The following is a 26074-nucleotide window of genomic DNA, read 5'->3' as shown; positions in this document are numbered from 1 at the left end:
TTAAAATAACACAATGTTTTTAAGCATAACACCACGCTTTAAAAGTCATTGGCAAATACAGCCCGCTATTAGTAGCGGGCTGTTATGCTTAATAATGGCTTCATTTTTCTCTTGCAAAAAATCGGGTCAGTCAGATACGCCGGCAAAAGATACCATAGCAACCACTGTGCCGCCGGTAACGGTAAACTTTGCTACACCAACTTATGATCCATCGGCTTTAGATACTACTAAGCTGTTTGCCACAGTTCCTGTGGTGCATAACCTGGCCCGGACAGATCTGCTCGAAATATCGGGTGTGGCTGCAAGCAGGGTTAATGCGGGGATACTTTACATCCATAACGATAGCGACAACGCTGCCCAGGTTTATTTGACTGATGCTAACGGAGCCGATAGGGGTACATTAAGCTTGTCATCAGTAGGGAATAGGGACTGGGAAGATATTGCCGTTGGACCGGGTCCCGATGCTACCAAAAACTATATTTACGTAGGCGATATTGGTGATAATGATGCCAAATACAGTTCGGTTTTTGTTTACCGTTTTCCGGAGCCCAATTTAACAGGCGCAGCTTCGCCCTATGTGGCAACTATCCCAACAGTAGATGCAATCCAACTTAAATATCCCGATGGCCCGCGTAATGCCGAAACCTTAATGGTTGACCCACTTACCAAAGACATTTATATTGTGAGCAAAGAGAGCAATGTTGCCAAAGTATATGTTGCCCGGTACCCGCAAAGTACAACATCGGTTACTACGCTAAGCCCGGTTGCGAAATTGTTTTTTAACAAGGCTACAGGTGGAGATATTTCGCCGGATGGTACCGAGATGTTATTGAGAAGTAATGATTTGATCTGGTATTGGAAACTTGCTGCCGGTACTACTATCTCTGCCGGGTTTTTAAACAAGCCCCAACACGCGCCTTATGCCAATAACGAACCACAGGGCGAGGGGGTAGGGTTTGCAGCTGATGGTTCAGGCTATTTTACAGATACCGAGATTAAAGGCTACACGGGTAAGCTGGCTACGATGTCTTTTTATAAAAGAAATTAATAGAATTACTACGCTGGTTTTACCAAACCAGCGTAAATACATGTTCGCCACTGTCGCCGTTAAAGCCGTAGTTTGGCGAAATGCCCGATTGTTCGCACACTTTTTTAATGATTGATAATCCCAAACCATTATTGCCGGGATCATTCTCTTCTTTGTAAAACCGATGGAAAATTTTACTGGTATCTAACGGGCCATATTTACCGGTATTCATTACCGTTAAATGGCCTGTTTTAAGTTCTATGTTTGCGGTACCATCAATCAGGTTATGTTTGCAGGCGTTGCTGAAGAGGTTGTTCAGCATAATGTCGATAAGCTCGGGGCTGGCATCAATGTAGGCATCGCTTAAATTGGCCCGAATTGCAATGTTTTTGCTTAGCCACAATTCGTTGAACTCTTTGATCTTATCCTCTACCTTGTCCCTTAAATCAATGTGCGAGGTTTTTTGAAATTGTTGATTATCAATTTTGGCGATCAACAGCAGGGATTGGTTTAGTTTCGAAAGGCGCTTTAATGCCTGGTAAGCAATAATTAAATGTTCGCTTTGCTCATAGTTAAGCCCTTCGTCCTGCACTAAAAGGTCAAGTTGTGAACCAATTATGGCTAAAGGGGTTTGTATTTCGTGCGATGCGTTTTCGGTAAATTCCTTTAAAATCCGGTATCCTTCTGTAGCTTTTTTGGTAGTTGACCTTATATTTTCAATTAAAAAGTTAAACTCAATAGTATCGGTTGTTGGGAAATGAAGTGTATTGCTTTCGCTGATACTGAACTGTTTTAATTGATTGACAGATTGATAAAATGGCGCCCATAAATTCTCCATCAGGCGCCGGTTAATGGTCAGTACAAAGAGTATCAGGAGTAAAATTGTAACAATCGTAATCTGGAACATAGCTGTAATCATGTGTTTAGTCCCTTCGAGCGGATTGGTAATGGTTACAATATAATTTTTACCGTTAACAGGTAGTCCATAAGTTAATCTTCTGGAGATATGCATTTTATGCTGTTCTTTAATGAACTGCTCAATTGTAACAAAGCTTTGCGAACTGTAGGCCTGATCTGCTACCTTAAATTCTATTTTTTCATCATCTAAAGAATTGATGACCGGGATTTCGTGGTGCTCATTTACATAGGTTTGTACGCGTTGTTTAACCCTCAGCAAACTCACATCAAGTTCGTTGGCCAGTGCTTTCTTAATCAGGAAAAAGGAAACCACACTTGATAAAATAAACAAAGCGATCATAACCGATATGGTGTACCAGTTATACTTTACAATCAGTCTCATATCTTTTGATAACTTTTGTCGATAGAAAAGCGATACCCAACGCCGTAAACACCCGAAATATAATCGGGACAACCTTTTTCAACCAGTTTTTTCCTTAAGTTTTTAATGTGCACATAAATAAGGTCGTGGTTATCGGTCATCGATGCATGCTCGCCCCACAAGTGGTCAACAATTGATTGCTTGGTAACAACCTTTTCCTTGTTACTTATAAAATACATTAACAGGTCAAATTCCTTGCGGGTTAGGTCTATTACGCCGTTTTGGGTTTTGGCGTATTTATCCCTGATATTCACCATCAGCTCACCGAGTTTCAAAATGTCGTTTCCGCCAAAAAAACGTCTCCGTTGTATGGCGTATAATCGTGCAGCTAATTCGGGTAAGTGAAAAGGCTTGGTCAGGTAATCATCTGCGCCTAATTCGAGGCCGTATAATTTGTCTTCGAGTGAGTCTTTTGCCGAGATGATAAGAATACCGCAATGTCGGCCTATACTATCAAAACTCTTTAAAACATCAAAGCCTGACCCAAGGGGGAAGGTAATATCCAACACAATGCAATCGTAATCATTTATCTCGAGATACGCTTGAGCCAACCTGATATTATCTGCCTGGTCGCACCGGAAGTTATTTTGTGAAAGATAGTGACCGATACTTTTTAACAACTCCGGTTCATCTTCAATTAAAAGAATCTTCATTTAAGGGGTATTTGTTGAAGTTGTTGGTCATGAAATTGCTAAATGAAGCTGTGTAAAGATGACATCATCTTAATAGCAGTTACCTTATAAATTCTATGTCAACGACTCATAAAATTGACAGGCAAATCTGTAGAAATATGGTATTTTTATTGATGGTGAAATTATATAACATTAACTTAATGGGATGTTAACTTAAACGCGATAAAAATCGAATAAAGGTGCTTGAACTTAATGCAATAAGATTAAAAAGCCTTCGCTAAGCGAGCGTAAATACAATGAATTTTACGGGCGGGATACCTGGCGAAGACAGACTTGACTATGCCAATTCTCACTTTGTGACATTTACAACAACTATATAAAGTAGTAAAACAACGGTATATCGTTGTTGATTGTGGGTGATTGAAATTCTGCTATCTTTAATAAATATATATTATAAACTGTGCCAATAGTTTTGTGGCTTGTGTAACCCAAAACATGTACTTATGCGCTTTGTGGCAGGATTTGTGAATAAACTATAATATATAGCTTTGCGATTTTTAAGAAATACCTGACTTTATATAAACACCATATTTACGATCGCCGATCACAATTTACCGCCAATGATTACGAGAAAACTGATTGTCATTTTTATTTTAATTATTTCAGCCGGTAGGTTAATGGGGCAGCCAGCTGTTCCAAAAGATATAGGCGCGCTACGCCTAAAGTTGAGCAAAAGCGGTGCAGATACCTCGCGGGTAAAATTACTGATTGGTTTAAGCAGATATTACAATGCAAGCACCACCAAAAGCCCCATGCTTAATGACAGTGCTATATTCATAGCGCTGCAAGCCCAAAAACTAAGCAGCACTTTATCTTATCCAGAAGGTACAGGTTTAAGTTACCAGGTTATGGCTATGAGCTGGAGTAACAAAAAGGACTTTAAAAAAAGCGATGAGCTGATTAAAAAAGCCATCCAAATTTTTTTAAGCCACAACCTTTACATTGATGCAGCCGAGGCTTACTTAAATATGGAGGAGTTTTACCTGGCTGCTGGTGGCACAGATTATAATGTAATGATTGGCTATTATGAGCAGGCAAAGCCATTATTTATAAAAGGAGGTGCTAAAATGCGGGCTGGAGCCACGCTGAATGTGCTTGGCGATTTTTACTTGCAGATTGGTAAAAACGACGAGGCTATTGCAGCACTGCAATCTGCTTTAAGTTTATATAAATCGACTGGTAAAAAAGATCTACAGTCGACCTATGACCTGCTCGGGTACAACTATCTTCAGATCACCAGTTTTAATGAAGCCTTAAAATACGCGCTATTGGCTGTAAAAACGGCAGAAGAGGTGCAAGATACGAGTATGTTGTTATGCACTATTTACAATCGTACAGGGATGGTTTATTATGCATTATCCCAGTTTTCGCAGTCAACTGCTTATTATAAAAAATCAATCGCGGTTGCGAGAAAATATAATGACAGGTCTGAGATATTTCTGGCGGGCAACCTGGCAAACAATTTATTGCACGAAAATAAGTCGGCAGAAGCAATTGAGCTATTGAAACAAACGGAGCTCCGTTTTCCTGATATAGGCGATGAGTATCTTAGTCGCTATAATTCTTCTATACTACAAGCTTATCTCAATTTAAAAAAATATGACGAGGCTAAATATTATAGTACCTGGCTTTTAAAGGCATATAGTAAAAATAAATATCCGCCTATTTCACAGGCTAATATGCTGGGTCCTGTAATACAGTATTTTATTGAAACAAAACAGTATGGGCAGGCTGCAAATTATTTCCCCGAATTTATGAACACAGCAAAACAATTGAGGGGAAAGCCAAGATTTATTCAAAAAGGATATTTATTTGCCTATCAAATAGATTCTGCGAATAATAACCCTGTTTCTGCGCTCCGCAACTACACTAAATACGCATCTCTAAAAGATTCGATATCCGAAGCAACAAAAAACAAACAGATGCAGGAGCTGCAGATTCAATACGAAACAGAAAAGAAAGAAAAGGAAAATTTAGTTTTGAGGAAAGAAAGCCTGCTACAAGCCAATAAAGCAAAACAGGCAGGCCATATCCGCGACCTTACGCTTATCGGTACCTGTTTTCTCCTGGTATTTATTGTATTGCTTTATTACAGCTACCGGGTAAATCAAAAAAACAGTAAGGCCATAAGTGAAAAAAATGATTCATTACGGCAATTGGTTACAGAAAAAGAATGGCTGCTTAAAGAAATCCATCACCGGGTAAAAAATAACCTGCAGATAGTAATGGGCTTGCTACAGCAACAATCGGCCTATATTAATAACGATGACGCACTTGCTGCTATTCAAAACAGTGAGAACCGCATGCGCTCTATAGCGCTGATCCATCAAAAGTTATATCAGTCAGATAATCTCGACCTGATCTCTATGCCAGAGTATACTAATGAAATGATTACTAATTTAAAAGACAGTTGCGGCCTGGACAACCGTATTTTCTTTGAAAAACAAGTAGATAATATTTACCTGGATGTAGCACAGGCTGTACCCCTGGGCCTGATTATGAATGAGGCCATAACTAACGCCATTAAATATGCTTACAAGGCCGATATGCAGGGTGTTATTTATATTTCATTGATTAAAGCCCCCAACCAATACATTGAACTAACTATTGCAGATAATGGGCCGGGTTTGCCCGAAACGTTTGATATTAAGAAGGTTGAATCGCTGGGTATTAACTTAATGCGGGGGCTTAGTAAGCAGTTGGGGGGGAGTTTCGATATCACCAGCGAACAAGGGTGTATGATCAGTATTAGCTTCCAAACCGAAATATTTAACCGGGGCATAACCGAAGCAGAAGTAATATTAACTTAAGAAGCCATGAGCAAAAAAAAGATCCTTATAGTTGAAGACGAGTTTATTATTGCAGACGTATTGAGCAATATACTAAAAAATGCAGGTTATGAGGTTTGCGGCATTGCCGACAATGTGGACGAAGCGTTGGAAATGACAGCTGAATTTGCCCCCGAATTTGTATTACTGGATATTTATTTAAAAGGGAAGCTCACAGGGATAGATTTGGCCCACCGTTTAACAGAAAAAAATATCCCGTTCATTTATATCTCTGCCAATTCAAATCAAAAGGTGCTGGAGGCTGCAAAGGTGACCAATCCTTATGGTTTTGTAATTAAACCGTTTCGCGAAAAGGATGTGTTGATTGCCTTGGATATTGCGATGTATCGCCACGAAAACGAACGGGAAAAGGGTTTGCGCCAAAATGCAGTATTACAAAAAAAGACTGCCGAAATATTGGCGGCTAACATGAGCTGGGAACATAAAATACTACAGATGGGCAAAACCCTCCAGCCGGATATACCTTTTGAGTTTTTATCTGTTGGCATGAAACAGGATGAAGGCGATGACTTTTATGAGATCGGTTTTTCGAGGATAGGTTTTGATGAATACCAATTAATAGGTTGCCCGGAGTTAATGACTGTTACCAACTGTAAGCAGCATGAACTGGCCAAGCTAAAGTTAAATGATATTATAAACCCGATGGCCACCTGGTATGATGAAAATGAGTTAGATGTATTGCTGAGAAAGCCATCATTAAAAAAAATGATTGTTGATACCTATGGCTTAAAGTCGCACCTGTCATTCCCCGTTGCATTAAGTCAGGGCAAATTATGGTATTTCAATTTTTACAGCCGCCGGTCTGATGCTTACCAGGCCGATCATTTGGTATTATGTAACCGTTTGCAGCAATTATTAGCCAGTTTTATAGAAAGTATGCTGCAGGCTAGCAATAGCCCATTGGCTAACAAGCTGAGTGATTTTAGTGTAAAACACCAGGTTTCGGCAGCAGAGAAAGCCAATCCTTTTAATGGCATAATTGGTAGCAGCCATTTGCTGTTAACTGTGTTTGATCATGTGGTGCAGGTATCTAAGTCAGATTCGTCGGTGCTTATTTTGGGCGAAAGCGGTACGGGCAAAGAAAAAATTGCAGAACGTATCCACTCGTTGTCCTTACGGAAAGATAAGCCTTTTATCAGGATCAATTGTGCGGCACTACCAACCTCATTAATAGATTCTGAATTATTTGGCCACGAAAAAGGTGCATTTACCGGCGCCCATGAAAGAAAGATAGGGCGGTTTGAGCAAGCACATTCGGGCACCATATTTTTGGATGAGATAGGCGAACTACCGCTCGAATCACAATCAAAACTGCTGCGGGTATTACAAGAGAAAGAGATAGAACGAATTGGTGGCCGGGTAACTATTAAAACCGACGTTCGTATTATTGCTGCCACTAACAGAAACCTGGATAAGGAGGTTGCAGAGGGACGTTTCAGGCTGGATCTTTTTTACCGTATTAACGTGTTCCCTATATTAATGCCCCCGCTTCGCGAACGCAAAGAAGATATTGCCGATCTGGCTGCCCATTTTTTAAATATCTATGCCCGCAAAACGGGCAAAACTGTGCGGGGTATTTCGTCCCAGGTATTAGAGAATATGAAGCACTACCACTGGCCGGGGAATATCCGCGAACTCGAGAATTTGATAGAGCGTAATGTATTGCTTACCCGTGATGATATGATCAACAGCATGGTATTGCCTACACAATTAGAGCACCTCACAGACCATGTGCCAATTGCCACAAATGTTACTACCATGAGCGAAGGTGAGCGTGCCCACATCCTGGCCGCGCTGAAAAAATGCAACGGCAAAATATGGGGAGAAGGAGGGGCCGCCAGTTTATTAAACCTGCCGCCTACAACGCTTAATTCTAAAATGAAAAAATTAGGTATCCGTAAAGATTTCAGCATATAGCTATTCAGAAACAGCAGACTGTGCTTGCCCCTGATAAGTCTTCGTCCCATAAAACAATATTCAAAACGTTGTAGCCTAACTACCTTATGTCGTTGTCCGTAATTTTAGATAACGACATATAGTAATTAGAAATAATCTTTTAAAATTAACTATTTGATTTGTAGTTAGTTAATTTAATGGCTTACGCCTTGTAAGTGGTTTCATATTAACAGACTAATATGAAAACTACGAAACCTAAAACCATTGTCTTTATTACCGGTGCGTTTGTAAGCAGCGATTGCTGGAACGAGTGGAAATTATATTTTGAACAACAGGGTTACCATATATTAGTACCAGCCTGGCCTTATAAGGATGCGCCAGCCTGCACATTGCGGCAACGGCACCCGGATGCCGACGTGGCCGGCCAACGTTTAACTAACCTAACGGCGTATTTTGCTGCCATTGTAGAGAAGCTTCCCGAGGCCCCGGTATTAATAGGCCATTCTATGGGCGGGTTAATAGTACAGTTACTAATTCAGAAAGGATTGGCAGCAGCTGGTATTGCTATTCATTCATTACAACCTAAGGGTATTTTTACTTTCAAGTTATCCTTTTACAAAGCAGGCTGGGCGGCCCTTGGTTTTTTTACTGATACCCGAAAATCCTACCTCATGTCGTTTACACAATGGCAATATGCTTTTACCAACGGCATGTCGTTCGAGGTGCAAAAAGAGGCCTACTATAATCTGTTAGTACCCGAATCCAAATTATTGGTAAGAGATGCCACCACCGATGCGGCTAAAGTAGATTTCGATCGCCCGCACGCCCCCTTATTGTTTTTATCAGGCAGTGCCGACCATTTTATACCAGCATCACTAAACTACGCTAATTACAAAAAATATACACACCAGCAATCGGTAACTGAATATAAGGAGTTTGCAGGGCGAAACCATTTTGTACTTGGCCAACCCGGCTGGCAAGAGCATGCCGAGTACATTTTAAACTGGCTATCAAAAATTTAATACGTACAAATATTATTCGCGAAAACCTGCCCAATGCCTGTACGGGTATTGGCAATGACAAGAAAAAATAATCACAATAAACATTAAAAAATAGAAAACATGAAACTAATAACAACAATTAAGCACATGGTGCTGGTTTTATTATTAACCGCTTTTGTAGGCAGGGCATCCGCAGCTGTAGCACCTGCTAATCCACCTGCTAACTTTAAACACCAGTATGCTACTGTTAATGGTGTTAAAATTCACTACGTTATTGGCGGTAAAGGCGAACCTTTACTATTGGTGCATGGCTTTGGCCAAAATTGGTATATGTGGAACAGGCTGCTGCCAGAACTATCTAAACATTTTACAGTGATAGCACCCGATATGCGCGGTGTAGGCGAATCGGGTAAAACAACCGGTGGTTACGATAAAAAAAATATGGCTGTTGACATGCACGAGTTAATGAAAAAATTGGGCTATAGCCATGTTAACCTGGCTGGCCACGATATTGGCCTAATGGTGGCTTATGCTTATGCAGCTCAATTCCCCGGCGACGTGAAAAAATTAGCTTTAATGGATGCATTATTACCCGGCATAGAACCGGTATGGAGCCAGGTAAAGGCACAGGCCTGGTGGTTCGGTTTTTTTGCACAACCACATGCCGGCGAACTGGTTTCGGGTAAGGTTGGGTTATTTTTTACCGATTTTTGGCCGGTTGTTGGTTTTCAAAAAAATGCGTTTAATGCAGCAGAACGGGCAGAGTTTATTCGCGCTTACTCAGTACCGGGAGCAACAACAGGTGCATTTCATTGGTTTGGCTATTTTAACCGGGATGCCAAAGACAATGTGGAATTTGCCAAGACAAAACTAACAATCCCGGTACTGGCCATGGGGTCTGATCATTTTGCGGGTGCATTTTTAGCTGCACACACCAGGCTGGTTGCTACTGATGTACAGGAATCAATTATTAAAGACTCAGGCCATTGGGTGGTACAGGAGCAAACTGCACAAGTACAAAAGGCTTTGCTTGATTTCTTTTTGAAATAAGCCATTGACAGATTTTAATAGAATTGGTGCTAATAAAAAAGCCTCTTAATCAAAATGATTAAGAGGCTTTTTTATTTGATAACTATATTTCAAGTATAGTTGCTTCTGGCCAGTCAAGAATCTGTTTAAAGATTTATAAGATTACCCGGAGAATGGTAAACAATAAAGCTCCGGTAATTCGGAGCTTTATTGTTTAAATCAGGAATCTAAAATAATCTTTAAACGTGTTATATATTAATTGTCAGATTATATTTATGATACATAATTAATTCACATCAAACCAAAGCTTTGTAGTCAAAACGTCCGGGCCTTGATTGGCTACCGCAGCGGTATAACTTGTTCCGTTAAGTGTTTGCTCCGTTCCGGGATATATAAACCGTACAGGTATTTTACCGTTAAGCGTACCTGCAACAGCGGGCTGTAATTGTGGGTAATCAAGTCTGCGCCATTCGGCAAATGCTTCGAGTCCTTCACCAAACAGGGCAATCCATTTTTGGTTACCTATTGATTTTTTATAGTTTGTAGCATCATATTTCACCGCGGCCTGAGATAAGTAATTGTTTATATCTGCACTTGAGGTAATGCCGTATTGATTAAGCGATGCCGTTATAGCCTGGTTATACAAACTGGCTGCATCCCCGCTAATAAAGCCACGTGCCACAGCTTCAGCCTGATCAAACAATACTTCGGCATAGCTCATAATCACTGCCGGAGAATGCGGCGCCAGAAAGTAAGTGCCCGGTTTAGATGTTTTACTTAAACCCAAATTGCTGGCATCGCCCACTAATAAACCGTTAGGTATACCTACATATTTTTGTGGTGTGGCATCAGCAGTTGGGCTCGCATAAATTGGTAAGCGTGGGTCGTTCAATGCAAATAATTGATCGACCATGGTTTTACTGATACGGTAATCATCGCGGGTATCAAACAAATTGCTGATGGGGTTTTGATTAGGCGAGTCGAGGTAAACCATTTGTGCTGTGGCTGCATTTGAATTAATGTAACCGCTTCCTTCCGCCTGTATATCAGCTAAAACTTGTTGGGCTTTAGCAGGTTCGCGATCGGCAATGCGAAGCGCTATCCTTAAACGGAGCGAGTTGGCGAATTTTTTCCAGGCACTAATGCTGTTCGAATAAACTACATCACCTGCAATTGCTTTTCCATTAGGGTCAAGATCGGCCTGTGCCGCTTTCAAATCATCAAGCAATGCAAAGTAAACATCCTTTTGGGTATCATAAGCAGGGGTAAGGTACTGATCAATGTTGATAGCCTGTTTGTAAGGGATGTTACCATATTGATCTGTAAGTAATGTAAACACCCACGAACGTAATACCAAGGCCACGCCTTTGTAATTAGGGTTAGCCTGGGCATCAGCCAAAGAAATGATCTTATTGAGGTTAACGATGCTTTTAGAATAACCAGTGCTCCAAAGCTCCTGAAATGAAGTGTTGGTAAAAATATACCTGTCGGGATCTGTATATTGAATTTTGGCCCAATGCTGTACAATCAGTAAAGCTGCGCCCATATTGTTGTTTACCCCCCAGTAAGTATCAGCCGTATTTTTTATAGCTGCAGTTAACAGGTAATCCGGTTGTGGGTTCTGGGTAGCATTGGGGTTTTGGTTGGTGTCTACCAATTCTTTTTTGCACGATGTCGCCATTGTTAACAACATGGTACCTGATAGTAGTATAGAGATATATTTAAGTTTCATGATTATTAAAATTTAAGGTTGATGTTAAAACCAATGTTGCGTACTGTTGGCAGGGTAAGATCTTCAAGCCCTTGGCCGTTCCCTGTATTGAATGCCGTTTCAGGGTCGATGTTAGGGGCGTTTTTATGAATGATCAATAAGTTACGACCTACTGCTGCAAAACTTGCTGCCTGGAACCCAATAGCTTTTGCCCATTTCTGCGGAACGGTGTAGCCTAATTTTATCTCCCTTAGTTTAACATAAGTTGCATTGTAAACAAATGGTGCATCGGCGTTGGTAAGCGCTTTGTAATAGCTTTGTGCCGATAAAATAGTGGTGTTTTTGCTGCCATTGGCATTCACGCCATTGTAAATAATGCCATCGTGACTAACAGCCTGGCCATTTGGCCCTACACTGGCGTTTGTTGCAATGTTGGTTGTTCCATCGGTGTAATAACCTATACCACCATTAGCTGCACCACGGCCAGGCAGGGTTGAAGCTAGTATACCTGTATAAGTTCCTGTTGCATTAGTGCCTGAATATACTGAACCACCCACATGTGCATCTATTAACACACTTAGATTGAAATTTTTATAGGTGAAGCTATTATTTACGCTTCCTAACCAGTCTGGCGTGTATTTTCCTAAATATTGTATGGTTGGGTTAACAGCTGGTGTGCCATCAGCATTTACAATAACCTGTCCGTTTGCGTTGCGTTGAAAATCTAACCCGTAAATAGAGCCATAAGGTTTGCCTACTGCAGCAAGTACCTGCACCGTACCGTCTGAACCTAACAGATAGCTTTGTAAACTGCCGGTATTATCCAACGAAACAACTTTGCTATGGTTACGCGAGTAGTTTACGGTAACATCCCAGCTAAAATCTTTAATCTTTACAGGTGTTAAACCCAATTGAACTTCTAAACCTTTGTTGTTGATTTTACCACCGTTAATAAGCTTTTGGCTATAACCGGTAGATTGGCTTACGTTAACGTTAAGGATTTGGTTAATACTATTGGTATTGTAAACACTGGCATCCAAACGTACCCTGTTGTTGAAAAATCCGGCTTCAAATCCTGCTTCTGCAGATGTGGTAGTCTCTGGCTTTAAGTTTGGATTAAGATCTGTGCTGTTGGCGCTTTGTTGCGGATTGGTGCCAAATGGAGCAGTAAAATCATAAGTATTGATCAATTGGTAAGGGGTAGTAGGTTTACCTACTTTTGACCAACCGCCGCGCAGTTTTAAGTAGCTTAATACATTGCTTTTAATATCCAAAGCTTCTGATAATACCAAGCTTCCGTTAACAGAAGGGTAGAAGTAAGATAGGTTTGCCTTTGGCAGGGTAGATGACCAATCGTTACGTGCTGTAACGTTTAAAAACGCATAGTTTCTAAAACCCAATTGTCCAGACGCGAAATAACTGTACGTTTTATATTTGCTGAAAACATTTGATGAGATCAGCGGGTCGCGCGAATTGCTTAGCGTGTATAAACCGCTAACAGCCAGTTTGGGTGCTTTTTGATCGTTTTCTTCAAATGAATTTGCTTGTATGTTACCACCTATTAACGCATCGATAGAGAAATCTTTGTTGAGTTTTTTGGTATACTGTAACCTGCCTTCGGTATTGGTTTCGCTAACATCATAAGCATCTTCTTCGTACGAACCATAAGGTGTACCATTGGTGCCGTATGCTATTCTGATTTTGCGACGATCGTTATAATAATCCGTACCGGTACGGAAGTTAGCCGATAACCCATCGATGATCTTATAGTTTAACTCCGCGCTTCCTATAAAACGATTTTTTGTTTGGCCAACTGTATTTTCATAAGCCATAAAGTATGGGTTACTGTAATAGCTGTTATTCCAGTTAAAGGTGTTACCATTGGCATCTATGTAATTTTTAAGCTGGCTTACATCAACCTGGCGGCCAAACCATGTAAATTGTAGCATTGTACTGGTAGCCCTTTTACCACCTGATCCTGGTAAATCAGCAGCATCGTCCTTAATATAATTAGCAACTGTAGTTAAAGTCAGTTTAGGGGTAAGCTTGTAGGTTGCGTTTAATATAAACGAGTTTCGGCCTTGTTCTGAGTTAGGGATCACGCCTGTTTGATGCAAATTATTATAACCCAGACGGAAATCATACTTATCACCCGAACCAGCAAGCGAAACACCATTATTTAAGGTAACGCCCGTTTTAAAGAAACTGCGCACATTATCCGGGTGAGCCACAAAAGGCACTGCTACGCCGTTAGAATTAAATTGCGGTATCAATTGTCCGTTAAGTGCAGGTCCCCAGCTTTCGTCTACTCCATCATTAACGCCTCCGCCTTTACCATCAACATAGCTAAATTTGCCATTTGATCCCTGGCCGTATTCATTTTGGTAATCAGGCAAGCCCAGGATGTTTGAAAAAGAGGTATTTGAGTTAACCGTAACACCTAAGCCTTTAGATCCTTTGCCATTTTTGGTTTTAATTAATATAACACCGTTTGCTGCGCGATAACCATAAAGTGCTGCAGCATTGGGTCCTTTAAGCACGGTAAGCGATTCAATATCTTCCGAATTAATATCAGCAATACCATTGGCGAAATCCCTCGAGCCGCCGGTGCCCAGAAACTGACTGTTATCTACAGGCACACCATCTACCACAAATAAGGGCTGGTTATTACCCGAGATAGAGGTTTCGCCACGAATAACAATGCGGGACGAACCCATATCACCCTGGCTATTGGTTACGTTTACGCCTGCAATTTTCCCGGCTAAGGCGTTAACAAGGTTAGTTTCTTTGGCTTCAGATATATCTTTTGATTTCAGTCCCTGCACGGTATAACCTAAAGATTTTTTGTCCTTAGATATATTAAGTGCTGTTACAACCACCTCGTTAAGTGAGTTCTGGCCATCTTCTAAAGCAACCTTTAAATTGGTTTCAGCTTGTTTTACGGTAATTTCCTGTGGGGCGAGCCCGGTAAAGGAAATGCGGATAACATCATTAATATGAGGGTGGAGGGTAAACTTACCGTCAATGTCTGTTTGTGTACCAGAGGTAGTTCCTTTTATGATGATACTAACACCTGGTAAAGGCAGCCCATCCGATTTGGACGTAACCACCCCGCTTACCGTTACGGCCTGTGCGTAAAGGCTTTGAGTGAAAATTACCGGCAATACAAATGCCAGTATAAGTTTGTAAATTTTTAGCATAGTTTTAATTTGTAACAGATTTATAAAGCAATACAGTGGCAGGAAGGGCTTATTTCGGGCTCTCCGGTTAAGTATTTCTTTACTTTAAAAAATGATTTGAGGAAAGACTACCTTAGAAACTAGTAACCGCCGAACGGAAAATTACTAACGGTAATCTGTTGTGTTAGCAGCAACATCGCATAGTTGCCATGCCGGGAAGAAGCGCATAGCATTTATATGCCAGGGTATGAGATTTCTGGTGTAAAATGTTTTGACGTTGGTTGGTGTAAGTTTTTGTTTTCATTATTATTTGTGGATATCCCTGATGAGACATCCATTGTTTTATCATTCATCCTGCCTGCGTTTAGTGCATTCAGTAGGATGGTATATTATTTCTACTATTGATTGCTGCAACAGTTTAATGCAAAAGTATAATAATTCTACTAAATCCGTAGACTTTATTGTTTAAATCTTAATTTATGACATCGTTGTGCTAATTATTATTAATTAGTATGATTGAAGTGCAGTTAAAAGAATGTGAGCTTAGGATACCATTTAAAGGCGGTTAACCTGCGTATTTGAGATTTTATTGCGTAATACCGCCCTTGTTAGTTTTTTAAAAACTAACAAGGGCGGTAAGTGTAAGTTATCCAACCAAACACTTTGGTTAGTTAATCACTGGGTAATTTTGTATCGTTTTATCTGTTTTTTTTAGACGAAATAGCGTAAAACTGCATATTGATAAGCCCCAAACCCCCAAGCCTCCGTACAATAATACATTACTAAATGCATCCACAAGTACCATTTTAATATGACCAGCTGATACGCCAATTTTAGTAATAAGTATGTTGTTACCCGATATTATTCTTTCTGCCAGTGTATGTAACTCGGCGTGACTTACGTGGCCGGGCACAAAGCTTTTAATGTTGTGAAATATCCCATTAATTAATATAAGCCCCATAACTGCAATGTTGATGGCGAGGGTTATTAACCGTGCACTTGTATCAATACCCGAAGCCATTCCTACCCGGTCATTAGATACAGAGCCCGTTGCCGTATTAGTAACCGGCGTATTGGTTAAACCCAAACCTATGCCTGCTACCAACATCCCACCAAGTAACGTTTTCCAGCTTGCGCTTTCTATTATACAGCCATATCGCATTAGTAAGAAACCGGCACCGATTAAGAACAGGCCAGTTGGGATAACAACTTTTGCTTTATAGCGTAGTGTAAGATATTCTGCCAATGGAGGTACTACCAACGATGGTAAAGTATATGCTAATAAGCAAATCCCGGTAAAAATTACGCTATAGCCAAACCCTGTTTGAAACAAAATAGGCAGGTAGATAATGAAAGGCCAGAAACTAAAATTCATGCCGATTGAACCCATGATAGCCCCTGAAAAAGTATTGATCTTAAATACAGAAAAATCAAACATAGGATAGCTGCTTTTCTTTTCAATCCATATAAATATAATGAAACTTGCAACCGAGCATAGTAACACACCAATCATTTTAAAACTGCTGAAGCCGGCATCAGGGCTTTGTATGATGAAATAAGTAAGACTAAAAATAGCTATGGCCAGCAAAATTATTCCACCAATGTCTAACTTTTGGGCATTGCTATCTTTCGATTCCCTTATAAACCGGTAGCCAAATAATAATGTTATTAACGAAAGCGGTACATGTATTAAAAAGATCCAGCGCCAGTTTAATTCAGTCATAATGGCGCTGCCAATAATAGGCCCAAAACCCAAACCAACCCCCACAATTACGCCCCATACTGAAAAGGCCTTAGCGCGTTCCTTTGCATCTGGAAATTGATTGGACAGGTTGGCAATTGTGCAAATAAACATAGCTCCGCCACTTAAACCCTGTAAAAACCGGCTGATAATTAATATGGGCATATTTTGCGCTAATCCGCAAATAAGTGAGGTGATGCCGAATAGTATAACATTGTAGATAAATATCCGCTTACGACCATACTTATCGGCCAGTGTGCCCGCAGCCATAAGCACTGTGCAACAGGCAATTGTATAGGCGTTCATGATCCATTGAATGTCCTTGAAATTTCCTTGTAATTCTTTTTCAATAACTGGTAGCGAAACGGGTACGCTCGAAATTTCGAAGCCAAACATTAATGCGGCCAGGCAAACTGCTATCAGCGAGCCATTGTATCCTTTAGTTTGTAGTGAATTATTCATTTTGGTTAAATTTTATGACAAAATTATACCGATAAATAGCTATTTAATAGGTATATTTTTGTTATAATTAGGTAGATTTACAACATGCGGAAAGAAAGTTTAAGTCAGTTAGTAGAGGTATTGCATAGTAAATATGAGCAGTGTACTTACATAGCCCAGTTAACCTTTTTTCAAATTGTTTATGTAGTTTCTGGCAGTGGATTTTTGCATATTAATAACAACAAAATTTCTTACCAGGAAGGGAACCTGATGTTGCTTACACCTAATGATGAGTACCGCTTTGAAGTTGTGTGCCCTACTGAATTTCTTTTAGTAAAGTTTGCAAGAAAATATGTGCGTGATGCATCACGAGAGGATGTTAACTGCCTAGAATGTGTATTATACCATGCCCCTCATGTGCTGGGTTGCGTCTTAAAAAACAAACCAGACGAACCAATAGTAAAGCATATTGCCCAGGCTTTGATTCATGAAATTGCCAACAACGATGTGTACAGTAAAGAAGCTATATTACATTTTGTAAATGCCCTTATTGCAGTAACAGCACGAAACCTGACCAAAATGAAATCGGAGCATATCCAGGCTAATGCTGATAGCAGAATTCACTCCATAATAGATTATATACAGACCAATATTTATATACCCGAAAAATTGCGGGCCAATGTTATAGCGCAGAAATTTAATTTGTCTGAAACTTATTTGGGTACCTATTTTAAAAGAGAGAGCGGGGAAACACTTTCATCATTTATTACCCAATACAAATTGAGGTTAATTGAACACAAATTAAAATTTAGTGATATGCGTATTAATGAAATTGTGGCTGAATTTAAATTTTCAGACGAAAGCCATCTCAACAAATTCTTCAAAAAACACAAAGGCATTAGTTTAACAAAATTCAGAAGGGATTAAATTTAAAATCCGGACTTCAATTTTATCAGTTCACCTAACAACAGGGTTTGCTGGACTGCAATTTCCATATTCAAAGTTTTTGCAATTTCAACAATTTGTAGATTGAGGGTATCAATTTCTGTTGGCCTGTTATTGTTAATGTCTTGCAGGGTTGAAATAAGCTGACCATCTGATAATTTACTGATCTGTAAAACACTTTCGGTAACCTCATCTACAGTTAACATAATGCCTTTAGCCTGTGCAACACCAACACATTCTGTAATTATACGTTTGGCCATAAGCAGGGCAGAGGCATCCCGTTTAAAAATGCCGTTATCGATATTTAGCAAGGGGCATATAGAGTTAAATACACTGTTTGCAATGGCTTTTTTCCAAATAATGGTTTCAATTTCATATTCGGCTTTGAATGGTAAATAAGCATTATCCAAGGCCTCTATCACGTTGTTTAAGCTGGTACTTTTGTTGGCAACAACGCCAATCGGCGAAACAGCAACCGGTTTGTAGTTTACCTTGCCAGGTGCAATAACTACGCTGGTAATAAATAATACACAACGATATATTTCGGTGAACCCGGTCTCAATAAATGGTTGTTCGACACCAAGACCGTTTTGTAATAGCACAATAGGGGAGTTACCGGCTTTGCTTTTAAGTGTTTGGGCCAGTTGCTTATTTCCGTAAGATTTAGTGGTTAAAACGATTATTCCGTCCAGTTGCTCAAAGTTATTTAAAGTATTGATCTCGATCTTTGCTTCCAGCAAAGGTTTACCAGGTATAGCTACCTGGATGTTTTCAACACGACCTGGGCTGTTATCTGGCCTTCCCCGAAGGATAATGACATTTTTGCCTGCAAGTTTTAAAGCAACAGCCAGCGCCATGCCAACCGCACCGTAACCAATAATGTAAATTGGGTTTTCCATAAATTGCTTCTTAATCGGAGGCGAAATCAAGTATAGTATTACGCCGGTATACTCTTAACGTCCTTTTGCTTTATCCTCGTATAATGTCATCACGGTGCTGGTTACTGTAGCTACAACCTTGTCCTCGTTATTTTTAACTTCACACAAATAGTGCGTAATGGTTTTACCGCTTTGCAAAGGGCGTGCAATGGCTCTTAACCGGGATTGCCATACCGGCCTGTAGAAGTTAATTTTTAGTTCGATGGTTGTAAATGATTGTCCTTCTTCCATCAGTGTAGAATGCGCCGTTCCGATGGCTGCATCGGCCAGTTCGCAAATTAGTCCCCCATGTACCGTACCTTGTTGATTGCCATGAATCGTTGTGTCTGCATTAATTTCTACAGTGGCAGTTCCGCGCGCTACTTCGGTAATACTAATGGCTAAGGTTTGTGAAATAGCTGTCGGGTATTTCATGGTACTTTCCATATCTAGTGTAAGCGTACCGGCTAGCTGGTGCTGAAGATATTCTAAAACTGAAAGTTTGGGCATAGGGAATGAATTTAAAGTGCATTAAAGTTTCGCATGGTAGTTGCAATACCTTATTCAGGTTGTCCAAAAAGTTTGTTCAAATCAGCGGTCGGTATAGCCTGGTTGCCAAAACTAAATGTTCCCTGTTGAAGCACTTCGTTAGCTGCATTTTGAAGGCCTGCATAAGCGGCACGGAAAAAACCGCCACCCAGGCTTACCCGTTTTACGCCCAGATCGGCCAGCATGCTGAGTGTAAAGTTAGTATTGGGGATACCCATAACCACATTAACCGGGCAGGGAGCTACGGCTTTAACAACCGCCTCGATATCCTCCTTAGTTTTTAAACCCGGTGCAAAAAGCACATCTGCCCCGGCATCGGCATAGGCTTCGAGCCTGCGGATCGTATCTTTGAGGTCTATGCGGCCATGGATTAAGTTTTCGGCGCGTGCAGTTAACGTGAAATCGAAGGGAAGGCTTTTAGCTGCTTGTACTGCTGCCTTTACGCGTGCCACTGCATGCTCAAAATCATAAATCGGGTTTGCATCATTACCTGTTGCATCCTCTATCGAACCTCCCGCCAAGCCTGTTTTTGCAGCAAGCAAGATGGTTTCGGCACAAAATTCAGGATCATCACCATAACAATTTTCTAAATCGGCAGATACAGGCAGATGTGTCGCTTCAACAATATCTTTTGCATTTAATAAACTCTCGTCACGCGAAACAAGGCCATTGCCGTCAACTTTTCCCAATGAAAAAGCAAGGCCCGCACTTGTGGTTGCCAGCGCGTTAAACCCAAGCGATGCTAACACTTTTGCCGAACCTGCATCCCAGGCATTGGCTACAACAAATATCCCGCTCTGTTGGTGCATTAGCTTAAATGCCTTGGCTTTTTGGGCTTGTGAATTATTATCTGTGAGATTCATTCTTAGGTAGATTTAATAGGTAAAATATAATTTTTAAAGCCTCATATCTGTTCGGCTTTAATTTATAGCCAAAGTAAAATATTCTGTAAAAATTTATACAGATACAGAATATGAATATTGTACGGTAACAGTTGTTACAGACCTTGTAAAACATTGAGCAGTTGCCAGCACCTGACTTACGCTGCATTTCTAAAAACTTTTACAGCAATACAGGAGACAACAACTGCAACTATCCCAAATAACCTGAAGGTTTGATTTAAGCCGATATTAACGATCAGACTGAAAACCAGGCTGCCTAAGCCATAACCCATGAAGAGAAAGAATGCGAACAAACCTGTTGCTGCACCTTTTTTAGGAGAAAGCGTTGTGATAATTGCTGCGTATAAAGGTTGTGTTAAATCGAAGCCCAGCGATAGGGTTGCGATAAAAATACAAGAGGCTGCGAGCGAGTAATTCATGCTTAGAAAAATTGCCGATAAAGCACCGACAAGTATTCCTATCGGGATAATTTTATTGCGGCCAAATTTATCGGCAAGCTTGCCAAGCAATGGCCCAAGTAATAATCCTGGTATACCATATCCAAGCAAGGCAAAACCAATTTCTTTCTCATTAAAGTTATAATTTTTGTAAAAGAAGTAACCGGTCCACGCGAAAACGCCACTATGGAACATGCCGTTAAAAAACACAAAAAGGTAGGTTCGCCAGCCCCGTGGCAGGCAAAAGATCTCTTTAAGCGACTTGTACATGGCACGGAAACCATCGGCGTGTTTCTCGTTTTTTTGCTTAAAATTTTTGGAGTAGCCGGTCAATACCAGTAAAATGAAGATACCAACTGCGGCTACAGTCCAGAACATCATTTGCCAGCCTAAGTGGGCAGTTAGTAAAGCCCCTGCACTTGATCCAAATGCCATACCGCCTGCCATACACCCAAAGAAAATACCCAGGGCGTGCCCCCGCTTTTCATAAGGGAAACTATCGCCAATCCACCCGATGGTAGTTGGGGCTGCACCACCTGCGCCTAAACCTGTTAATAGCCTAAGTACTATCATCTGTGTGATAGAATGGCAAAATCCGGTACATGCAGTTAATACAATAAAGCAGGTTAGTGAAAACAAAATGATCGGGAACCTGCCGTATTTGTCTGATAAAGGAGCATAAATTAATGTCGCTACACCATAGCCCAGTAAGTAGGCGGGCTCAATAAAGCTTACATGGCGCACCGATACATGAAATAACATGGCCAAACCCGGTAAAATAGGTGCAACCATGAAACCCTGAAAGAAAATGATGAAAGTAGCTAATGACAAAATACCGACCAGGAACATTGGCGGTGCAATAGTATGATCAGCTGCCCGGGGATTAGCAGTTAACTGTTGTTCTGATTTCATTTTTGGTAATTTTTGATTGCGCGTTGTAATTACCATGGCTTTGATACCATGCAGCACAATCGTAAAGTGTTAATGATGATTTTATTAGGCTTGCCTTACCAGGCAGATTGATTGTAATTCAAGTTCACTCAGGTCAATTACCTCGTTTTGTTTGATAAAACCTTCTGACTCAAAAAAACTAATGAAAGGGTTTTCGGAGTATTCTGTAATCCAGACGGCTTCGTACGGTTTGCAAACAGACCAACACTTATTGAATAAGGATTGCCGTACCGCAAGGGTGTCATATTCTTTAAGGATCCCAAAATCTGCAATCCTGATGGCGCGCTTTTGCGCTAACGTTTTTGGTCGTTCGCCTTTTGATGTAATACGGGCAAATCCCGCTGGTTTATCGTCTGTGTAAACTACCAGCCATTGGTTAGACATACTATTAACTTCAACCATCAGAACTTTTCCGCTGAAGTTTTTTAAAATGTAATTTTCAACCTCCTGTGGTGTTAATATTGATGAGAATTTCTCCCTTGCAATTACTTGGGTTAGATATAACAGGGCATCTATACCCTGATCTGTTGCTATGGTAAATTTGGTGACGATTTTTGAATCCATTTTGATGTGTTAATACGCCAAAATTATGCTATGTAATAACAGCGGTACAGATACAAAACATTTAAAAATAGCCGGTACAGTTATGTTGCTGCCAGTTGGCCGGCAAGCTCAAACGCCTGGAGTTTTTGGGCCGAATACTGATCTGCAAAAACAATCCTAAAATATCTTGAAAACACATCCGAAAAAGAGAAGGTGTAACCCGGCGTAAATTTGATACCTATTTTTTCACATTGGCTGTAAAAATTATCCATGTTTACTTTATCGGCCATTTTGACCCATAAGTTATAACCACCAGACGGTGTTAATACAGATGTACCCTCCGGGAAATGTTTCGACAGCAGGTTTATGGTAAAGTAGGCATTTTTTGCAAGCTGCATTCTAAACGCCCGGATATGCCGGTCGTAGCTTTCGCCGGATAATAAACGATTAACTGTTTCCTGGTAAACAGGGGAGACGGTGCTTCCCATGGCAAACTTTACCTGCTCTGCTTGTGGCATAAATTTACCTGCCGACAACCAACCCAGCCGGATGCCGGGAGCAAGGGTTTTTGAGTAGGAGGTATAGGTGATCACTAAACCACTTTCATCAAAAGTTTTAAGTGTTGTGGGGCGCTTTCCACTAAAGTTCAGATCGCCATAAATATCATTTTCAATTACGGCAATGCCATATTGTTGTATGATACTAAGTAGCTCCTTTTTCTGTTCATCTGCCATTAATATACCTGTAGGGTTGTGAAAGTTAGGGGTAATAACAACCGCTCTGATTTTATTGTTAATGCAGGCTTTCTTTAAGAAATTGAGGTCAAAACCATCAATATCTACCGGTATTTCAATTACTTTTAAACCGAGCACCCTTATAACCTCTAATACAGAAAATACACAGGGGCTTTCTATGGCAATTATATCACCTTTGTTGCACACAGCTGCAAAGGCAATGTGAAGTGCTTGTAAAGCGCCGTCTGTAACCAACAATTCGTGTGGGTTAATGCGGGTCTGGTAATTGGCAGCATGTTTTATTATGTTACTTTTTAATTCTTCAGAACCATTTGTAGGGTAATATTTTAGTAATGAAACACCGCTTTCCCTTATTACCTGCTGCATGGTTCTTAATAATAACTTTTGAGAAATTATAAGATCGCCCGGAGTAGCCACATTAAATTCGGCTACTTTTTTTCCTCGTGCCGAAGATGTAATAAGTTCAACGTTTCGTTCAAATATTGCGTCTCTAACTACAGGCTTAAAATCAGGATTGATTTCCAGAGTTTTACTGATATGAGATGCAACATAGTAGCCCGACTTCGGGATACTTATAACCAACCCCATTGCTATTAGATGCTCATACCCATTTTGTATGGTAGTAATGCTGGTTTGGTATTGCTTTTTTAGTTCCCGAACTGATGGTAGCTTGTGGCCAGGTTTGTAAATCCCGCCGCGGATATTCTTTTCAATGTCGGAGGTAAACGTTTCAAACTTATATATCTTCACAATTGTACTGGATATATTTCTTAATTTCACTACTGTATTCAAAGTAATGAATAATTGAAGTGTAAGCCAAGTTTATCAAATTTATTACCTCTGTCGTTAATCAGCTGTGGCATACTTAAGACGCAATTTAAAAAAAAAGCCTCCCGTGAAAACGGAAGGCTCTTACACTTTATTAGAGGGAAATTATTATATCAGCGAAACCAGTTCAGCAATGCGGTTTGATATGCCTACTTCATTATCATACCAGGCCACTACCTTAACTATGTTGCCGATCACTTTAGTTAAACCACCATCAACAATAGACGAATGGGTGTTACCAAGTATATCCGACGATACAAACTCTTCTTCTGTATACTCCAATATACCTTTTAATGAATTTTCGGCATACTGTTTAAACTTTGTGTTGATTTCTTCAATAGTTGCTGCTTTTTTAAGATTGATAGAAAGATCGACAATTGATGCATCTATAACCGGCACCCTATATGAGTAACCGTCCATCTTTCCTAAAAGGTTGGGCAGTACGTTACCAATAGCTTTGGCAGCACCGGTAGTTGTGGGGATGATGGAGTAAGAAGCAGCCCTGGCACGGCGCAGGTCTTTATGCGGCGCATCCTGCAAATTCTGGTCGGCGGTAAAGGCATGCACTGTCACCATAAAACCAGACTCAATACCATACTCTTTATCCAGGATGTAAAGAACCGGCGCAATACTCCCGGTTGTGCAAGATGCTGTTGAGTAGATCTGATCGCCCCCAATTAAATCATTATTAACGCCATGAACAATGGTTTTAACACCGCCGGTGGCAGGCGCAGTAATCAGTACTTTTTTTGCCCCTGCATTGATATGCCCTTGCGCGGTGCTTTTATCGGTAAAGCGCCCGGTTGATTCTATCACAACATCAATCTGTAATGATTCCCACGGCAACTTCTCAGGGTCTTTTTCTTTGAGCATGGTAATCCGTTTTCCGTTAACCAATAGTGCATTATCATCAATGGCTATTTCGCCCGGAAAACGCCCATGAGCGGTATCATATTTTAATAGATGCGCAAGGGTTTGTACATCTGTAAGGTCATTAATAGCTACCACCTCTACATCTGGCTGATTTTGTAAAGCTCTTAAGGTCATCCGGCCTATGCGGCCAAATCCGTTGATTGCAATTTTCATGTTTATATATAATTAAATTGAGAAAAAAATGGATAATACTTATCCGTTAACGCTCATACTATGGTGCATTTTAAATTATTTATTCGGGAAAGATTAAACTGTGTTGATGTCTTCTGGTGATTGATTAATCAGCAGGTCTTCTATTCCTGCATCTTTTAAAGCGGTCTTAAAAATGCGGCGATAGTCTGATGGAGTAGTCATCAAATGGCGCAAAAAAGTACGTCTCATAGATACCAGGTTTCCCAGGCCACATTGCTCTGCAATTCTTTCAAGCGGTATATCCGTATCCTCTAAAAACTTGCGGGCAGTTTCAACTCTAAGCTTTTCGATAAATTTGGCAGGCGGTATACCCGTTTCTTTATGAAAAACCCGGGTAAAGTTGCGCGTGCTCATATTCATTTCACCGGCAAGGCGGCTAACCTCCAACGACTCATGCAGATGCCCGATTAGCCAATACTGTATTTTTTGGGCAATATTTTCGCTCTCGTAAACAGGCAGCAAATTACCAAATTGAGTTTGGAAGCCCGGCCGGCTCAGGTAAAACACCAGTTTGCGGGCAACCCGGATGGCTATGTCCTTACCAAAATCTTCTTCAACTAAGGCGAGTGAGAGATCGATGCCCGACGAAACCCCCGCCGATGTGTAAATATTGCCATCATTGGTAAAAAAGTGATTAGCATTTACCAGTACACCGGGGTACTCTTTTTTTAGCCTGTCGCTAAGATCCCAATGAGTGGTAGCTCTTTTGCCATCCAGCAAACCAACTTTGGCCAGCGTAAATGCACCACCACATACCGAAGCTATCCGGCGCGTATTGCCGGTGTTAATTTTTGAAAGCCATTTATAAAAGTCTGTAAACTTGGCCACGCTGCTTTCCCTGAAATCATTACCGCAAATAATGAGGGTATCAATCGGCGTGGTTATTTCCATTGCACTGTATGGGCAATGGATTTCTACACCTGTATTAGCTATAACCTTACGATCTGCCGTTGGTGCCGCTATTAAGACTTCATAACCATCCGCCGATTGCAAACTTTGGAGGCAATTATTGGCATTGGTAAAAACGTCTGACGGTCCCGAAAAATCAAGTAGCATGTTGCCTGTCATAACAACAATAACTACTTTCCTTTTTTCTAGCGGGCTAAACATATATCAAATATAAACATCGCGGGCTTTGTCTCAAAGGACATTAATTATACAATTTAGGCCAAAAATATTTGATCATATCATTATACACATCGTCCCTCGTGACGGAG

Annotated in this window: 19 protein-coding genes; 6 read left to right on the top strand and 13 right to left on the bottom strand. The window is 40.6% G+C overall.

Going from position 1 to position 26074, the window contains the following annotated elements:
• The first annotated feature begins 94 nt into the window (after positions 1-94).
• On the top strand, positions 95-1048 hold the full coding sequence (locus tag PQO05_RS16525; RefSeq protein ID WP_273628494.1) for a hypothetical protein: 954 nt from the start codon (positions 95-97) through the stop codon (positions 1046-1048).
• A gap of 19 nt (positions 1049-1067) precedes the next feature.
• On the opposite strand, the gene PQO05_RS16520 is transcribed toward PQO05_RS16525, so the two are convergent.
• Both PQO05_RS16520 and PQO05_RS16515 read right to left on the bottom strand, forming a co-directional pair.
• The gene (locus PQO05_RS16520; protein ID WP_273628492.1) at positions 1068-2327 is read right to left on the bottom strand and encodes a sensor histidine kinase; all 1260 of its coding nucleotides are present in this window, start codon (positions 2325-2327) and stop codon (positions 1068-1070) included.
• Positions 2324-3019 (bottom strand): response regulator transcription factor, encoded by a 696-nt coding sequence (locus PQO05_RS16515; protein WP_273628487.1) that lies wholly within the window; start codon positions 3017-3019, stop codon positions 2324-2326. Before PQO05_RS16515 ends, PQO05_RS16520 begins: the two co-directional genes overlap by 4 nt.
• Positions 3020-3618: 599 nt before the next feature.
• Between PQO05_RS16515 and PQO05_RS16510 the strand changes: the two genes are divergently transcribed.
• The 4 genes from PQO05_RS16510 to PQO05_RS16495 all read left to right on the top strand — a co-directional run bounded on the left by PQO05_RS16510 (position 3619) and on the right by PQO05_RS16495 (position 9854).
• Positions 3619-5868: a tetratricopeptide repeat-containing sensor histidine kinase gene (locus tag PQO05_RS16510; RefSeq protein WP_273628485.1), complete on the top strand. Its 2250-nt coding sequence runs from the start codon at positions 3619-3621 to the stop codon at positions 5866-5868.
• Positions 5869-5874: 6 nt separating this feature from the next.
• A complete protein-coding gene (locus tag PQO05_RS16505) occupies positions 5875-7824 on the top strand; it encodes a sigma 54-interacting response regulator (RefSeq protein ID WP_273628483.1) in 1950 nt (649 codons plus the stop codon).
• Positions 7825-8042: 218 nt separating this feature from the next.
• The gene (locus PQO05_RS16500; RefSeq protein WP_273628482.1) at positions 8043-8825 is read left to right on the top strand and encodes an alpha/beta hydrolase; all 783 of its coding nucleotides are present in this window, start codon (positions 8043-8045) and stop codon (positions 8823-8825) included.
• A gap of 99 nt (positions 8826-8924) precedes the next feature.
• A complete protein-coding gene (locus tag PQO05_RS16495) occupies positions 8925-9854 on the top strand; it encodes an alpha/beta fold hydrolase (protein ID WP_273628481.1) in 930 nt (309 codons plus the stop codon).
• 265 nt (positions 9855-10119) lie between these two features.
• On the opposite strand, the gene PQO05_RS16490 is transcribed toward PQO05_RS16495, so the two are convergent.
• From PQO05_RS16490 to PQO05_RS16480, 3 genes are all read right to left on the bottom strand, one after another.
• Positions 10120-11565, bottom strand: coding sequence for a SusD/RagB family nutrient-binding outer membrane lipoprotein (locus PQO05_RS16490; RefSeq protein ID WP_273628480.1), 1446 nt, complete (start codon positions 11563-11565; stop codon positions 10120-10122).
• Positions 11566-11570: 5 nt separating this feature from the next.
• Positions 11571-14744, bottom strand: coding sequence for a SusC/RagA family TonB-linked outer membrane protein (locus PQO05_RS16485; RefSeq protein ID WP_273628479.1), 3174 nt, complete (start codon positions 14742-14744; stop codon positions 11571-11573).
• 646 nt (positions 14745-15390) lie between these two features.
• Positions 15391-16926: an MFS transporter gene (locus PQO05_RS16480; protein WP_273628478.1), complete on the bottom strand. Its 1536-nt coding sequence runs from the start codon at positions 16924-16926 to the stop codon at positions 15391-15393.
• 84 nt (positions 16927-17010) lie between these two features.
• Between PQO05_RS16480 and PQO05_RS16475 the strand changes: the two genes are divergently transcribed.
• Positions 17011-17832 (top strand): helix-turn-helix domain-containing protein, encoded by an 822-nt coding sequence (locus PQO05_RS16475; RefSeq protein WP_273628477.1) that lies wholly within the window; start codon positions 17011-17013, stop codon positions 17830-17832.
• 2 nt (positions 17833-17834) lie between these two features.
• On the opposite strand, the gene PQO05_RS16470 is transcribed toward PQO05_RS16475, so the two are convergent.
• From PQO05_RS16470 to PQO05_RS16435, 8 genes are all read right to left on the bottom strand, one after another.
• Positions 17835-18749 carry a ketopantoate reductase family protein gene (locus PQO05_RS16470; RefSeq protein WP_273628476.1) on the bottom strand — a complete coding sequence of 305 codons (915 nt, stop codon included), beginning with the start codon at positions 18747-18749 and terminating at the stop codon, positions 17835-17837.
• Between the two features lie 54 nt (positions 18750-18803).
• A complete protein-coding gene (locus tag PQO05_RS16465) occupies positions 18804-19277 on the bottom strand; it encodes a PaaI family thioesterase (protein ID WP_273628475.1) in 474 nt (157 codons plus the stop codon).
• A 50-nt stretch (positions 19278-19327) separates the two neighbouring features.
• Positions 19328-20179, bottom strand: a complete 852-nt coding sequence (locus tag PQO05_RS16460) for an isocitrate lyase/PEP mutase family protein (RefSeq protein ID WP_273628474.1) — start codon at positions 20177-20179, stop codon at positions 19328-19330.
• A gap of 176 nt (positions 20180-20355) precedes the next feature.
• Positions 20356-21567: an MFS transporter gene (locus PQO05_RS16455; RefSeq protein ID WP_273628473.1), complete on the bottom strand. Its 1212-nt coding sequence runs from the start codon at positions 21565-21567 to the stop codon at positions 20356-20358.
• Between the two features lie 84 nt (positions 21568-21651).
• Complete coding sequence (locus PQO05_RS16450; protein WP_273628472.1) at positions 21652-22170, bottom strand: N-acetyltransferase; 519 nt, start codon at positions 22168-22170, stop codon at positions 21652-21654.
• An 80-nt stretch (positions 22171-22250) separates the two neighbouring features.
• Positions 22251-23654 carry an aminotransferase-like domain-containing protein gene (locus tag PQO05_RS16445; protein ID WP_273628471.1) on the bottom strand — a complete coding sequence of 468 codons (1404 nt, stop codon included), beginning with the start codon at positions 23652-23654 and terminating at the stop codon, positions 22251-22253.
• Between the two features lie 186 nt (positions 23655-23840).
• Positions 23841-24818 carry a type I glyceraldehyde-3-phosphate dehydrogenase gene (gap, locus tag PQO05_RS16440; RefSeq protein ID WP_273628470.1) on the bottom strand — a complete coding sequence of 326 codons (978 nt, stop codon included), beginning with the start codon at positions 24816-24818 and terminating at the stop codon, positions 23841-23843.
• 93 nt (positions 24819-24911) lie between these two features.
• Positions 24912-25967 carry a GlxA family transcriptional regulator gene (locus PQO05_RS16435; RefSeq protein ID WP_273628469.1) on the bottom strand — a complete coding sequence of 352 codons (1056 nt, stop codon included), beginning with the start codon at positions 25965-25967 and terminating at the stop codon, positions 24912-24914.
• Positions 25968-26074 lie beyond the last annotated feature (107 nt).

The organism is Mucilaginibacter jinjuensis (assembly GCF_028596025.1).
Taxonomy (GTDB): domain Bacteria; phylum Bacteroidota; class Bacteroidia; order Sphingobacteriales; family Sphingobacteriaceae; genus Mucilaginibacter; species Mucilaginibacter jinjuensis.
This window is presented reverse-complemented; position numbering and strand designations above follow the sequence as displayed.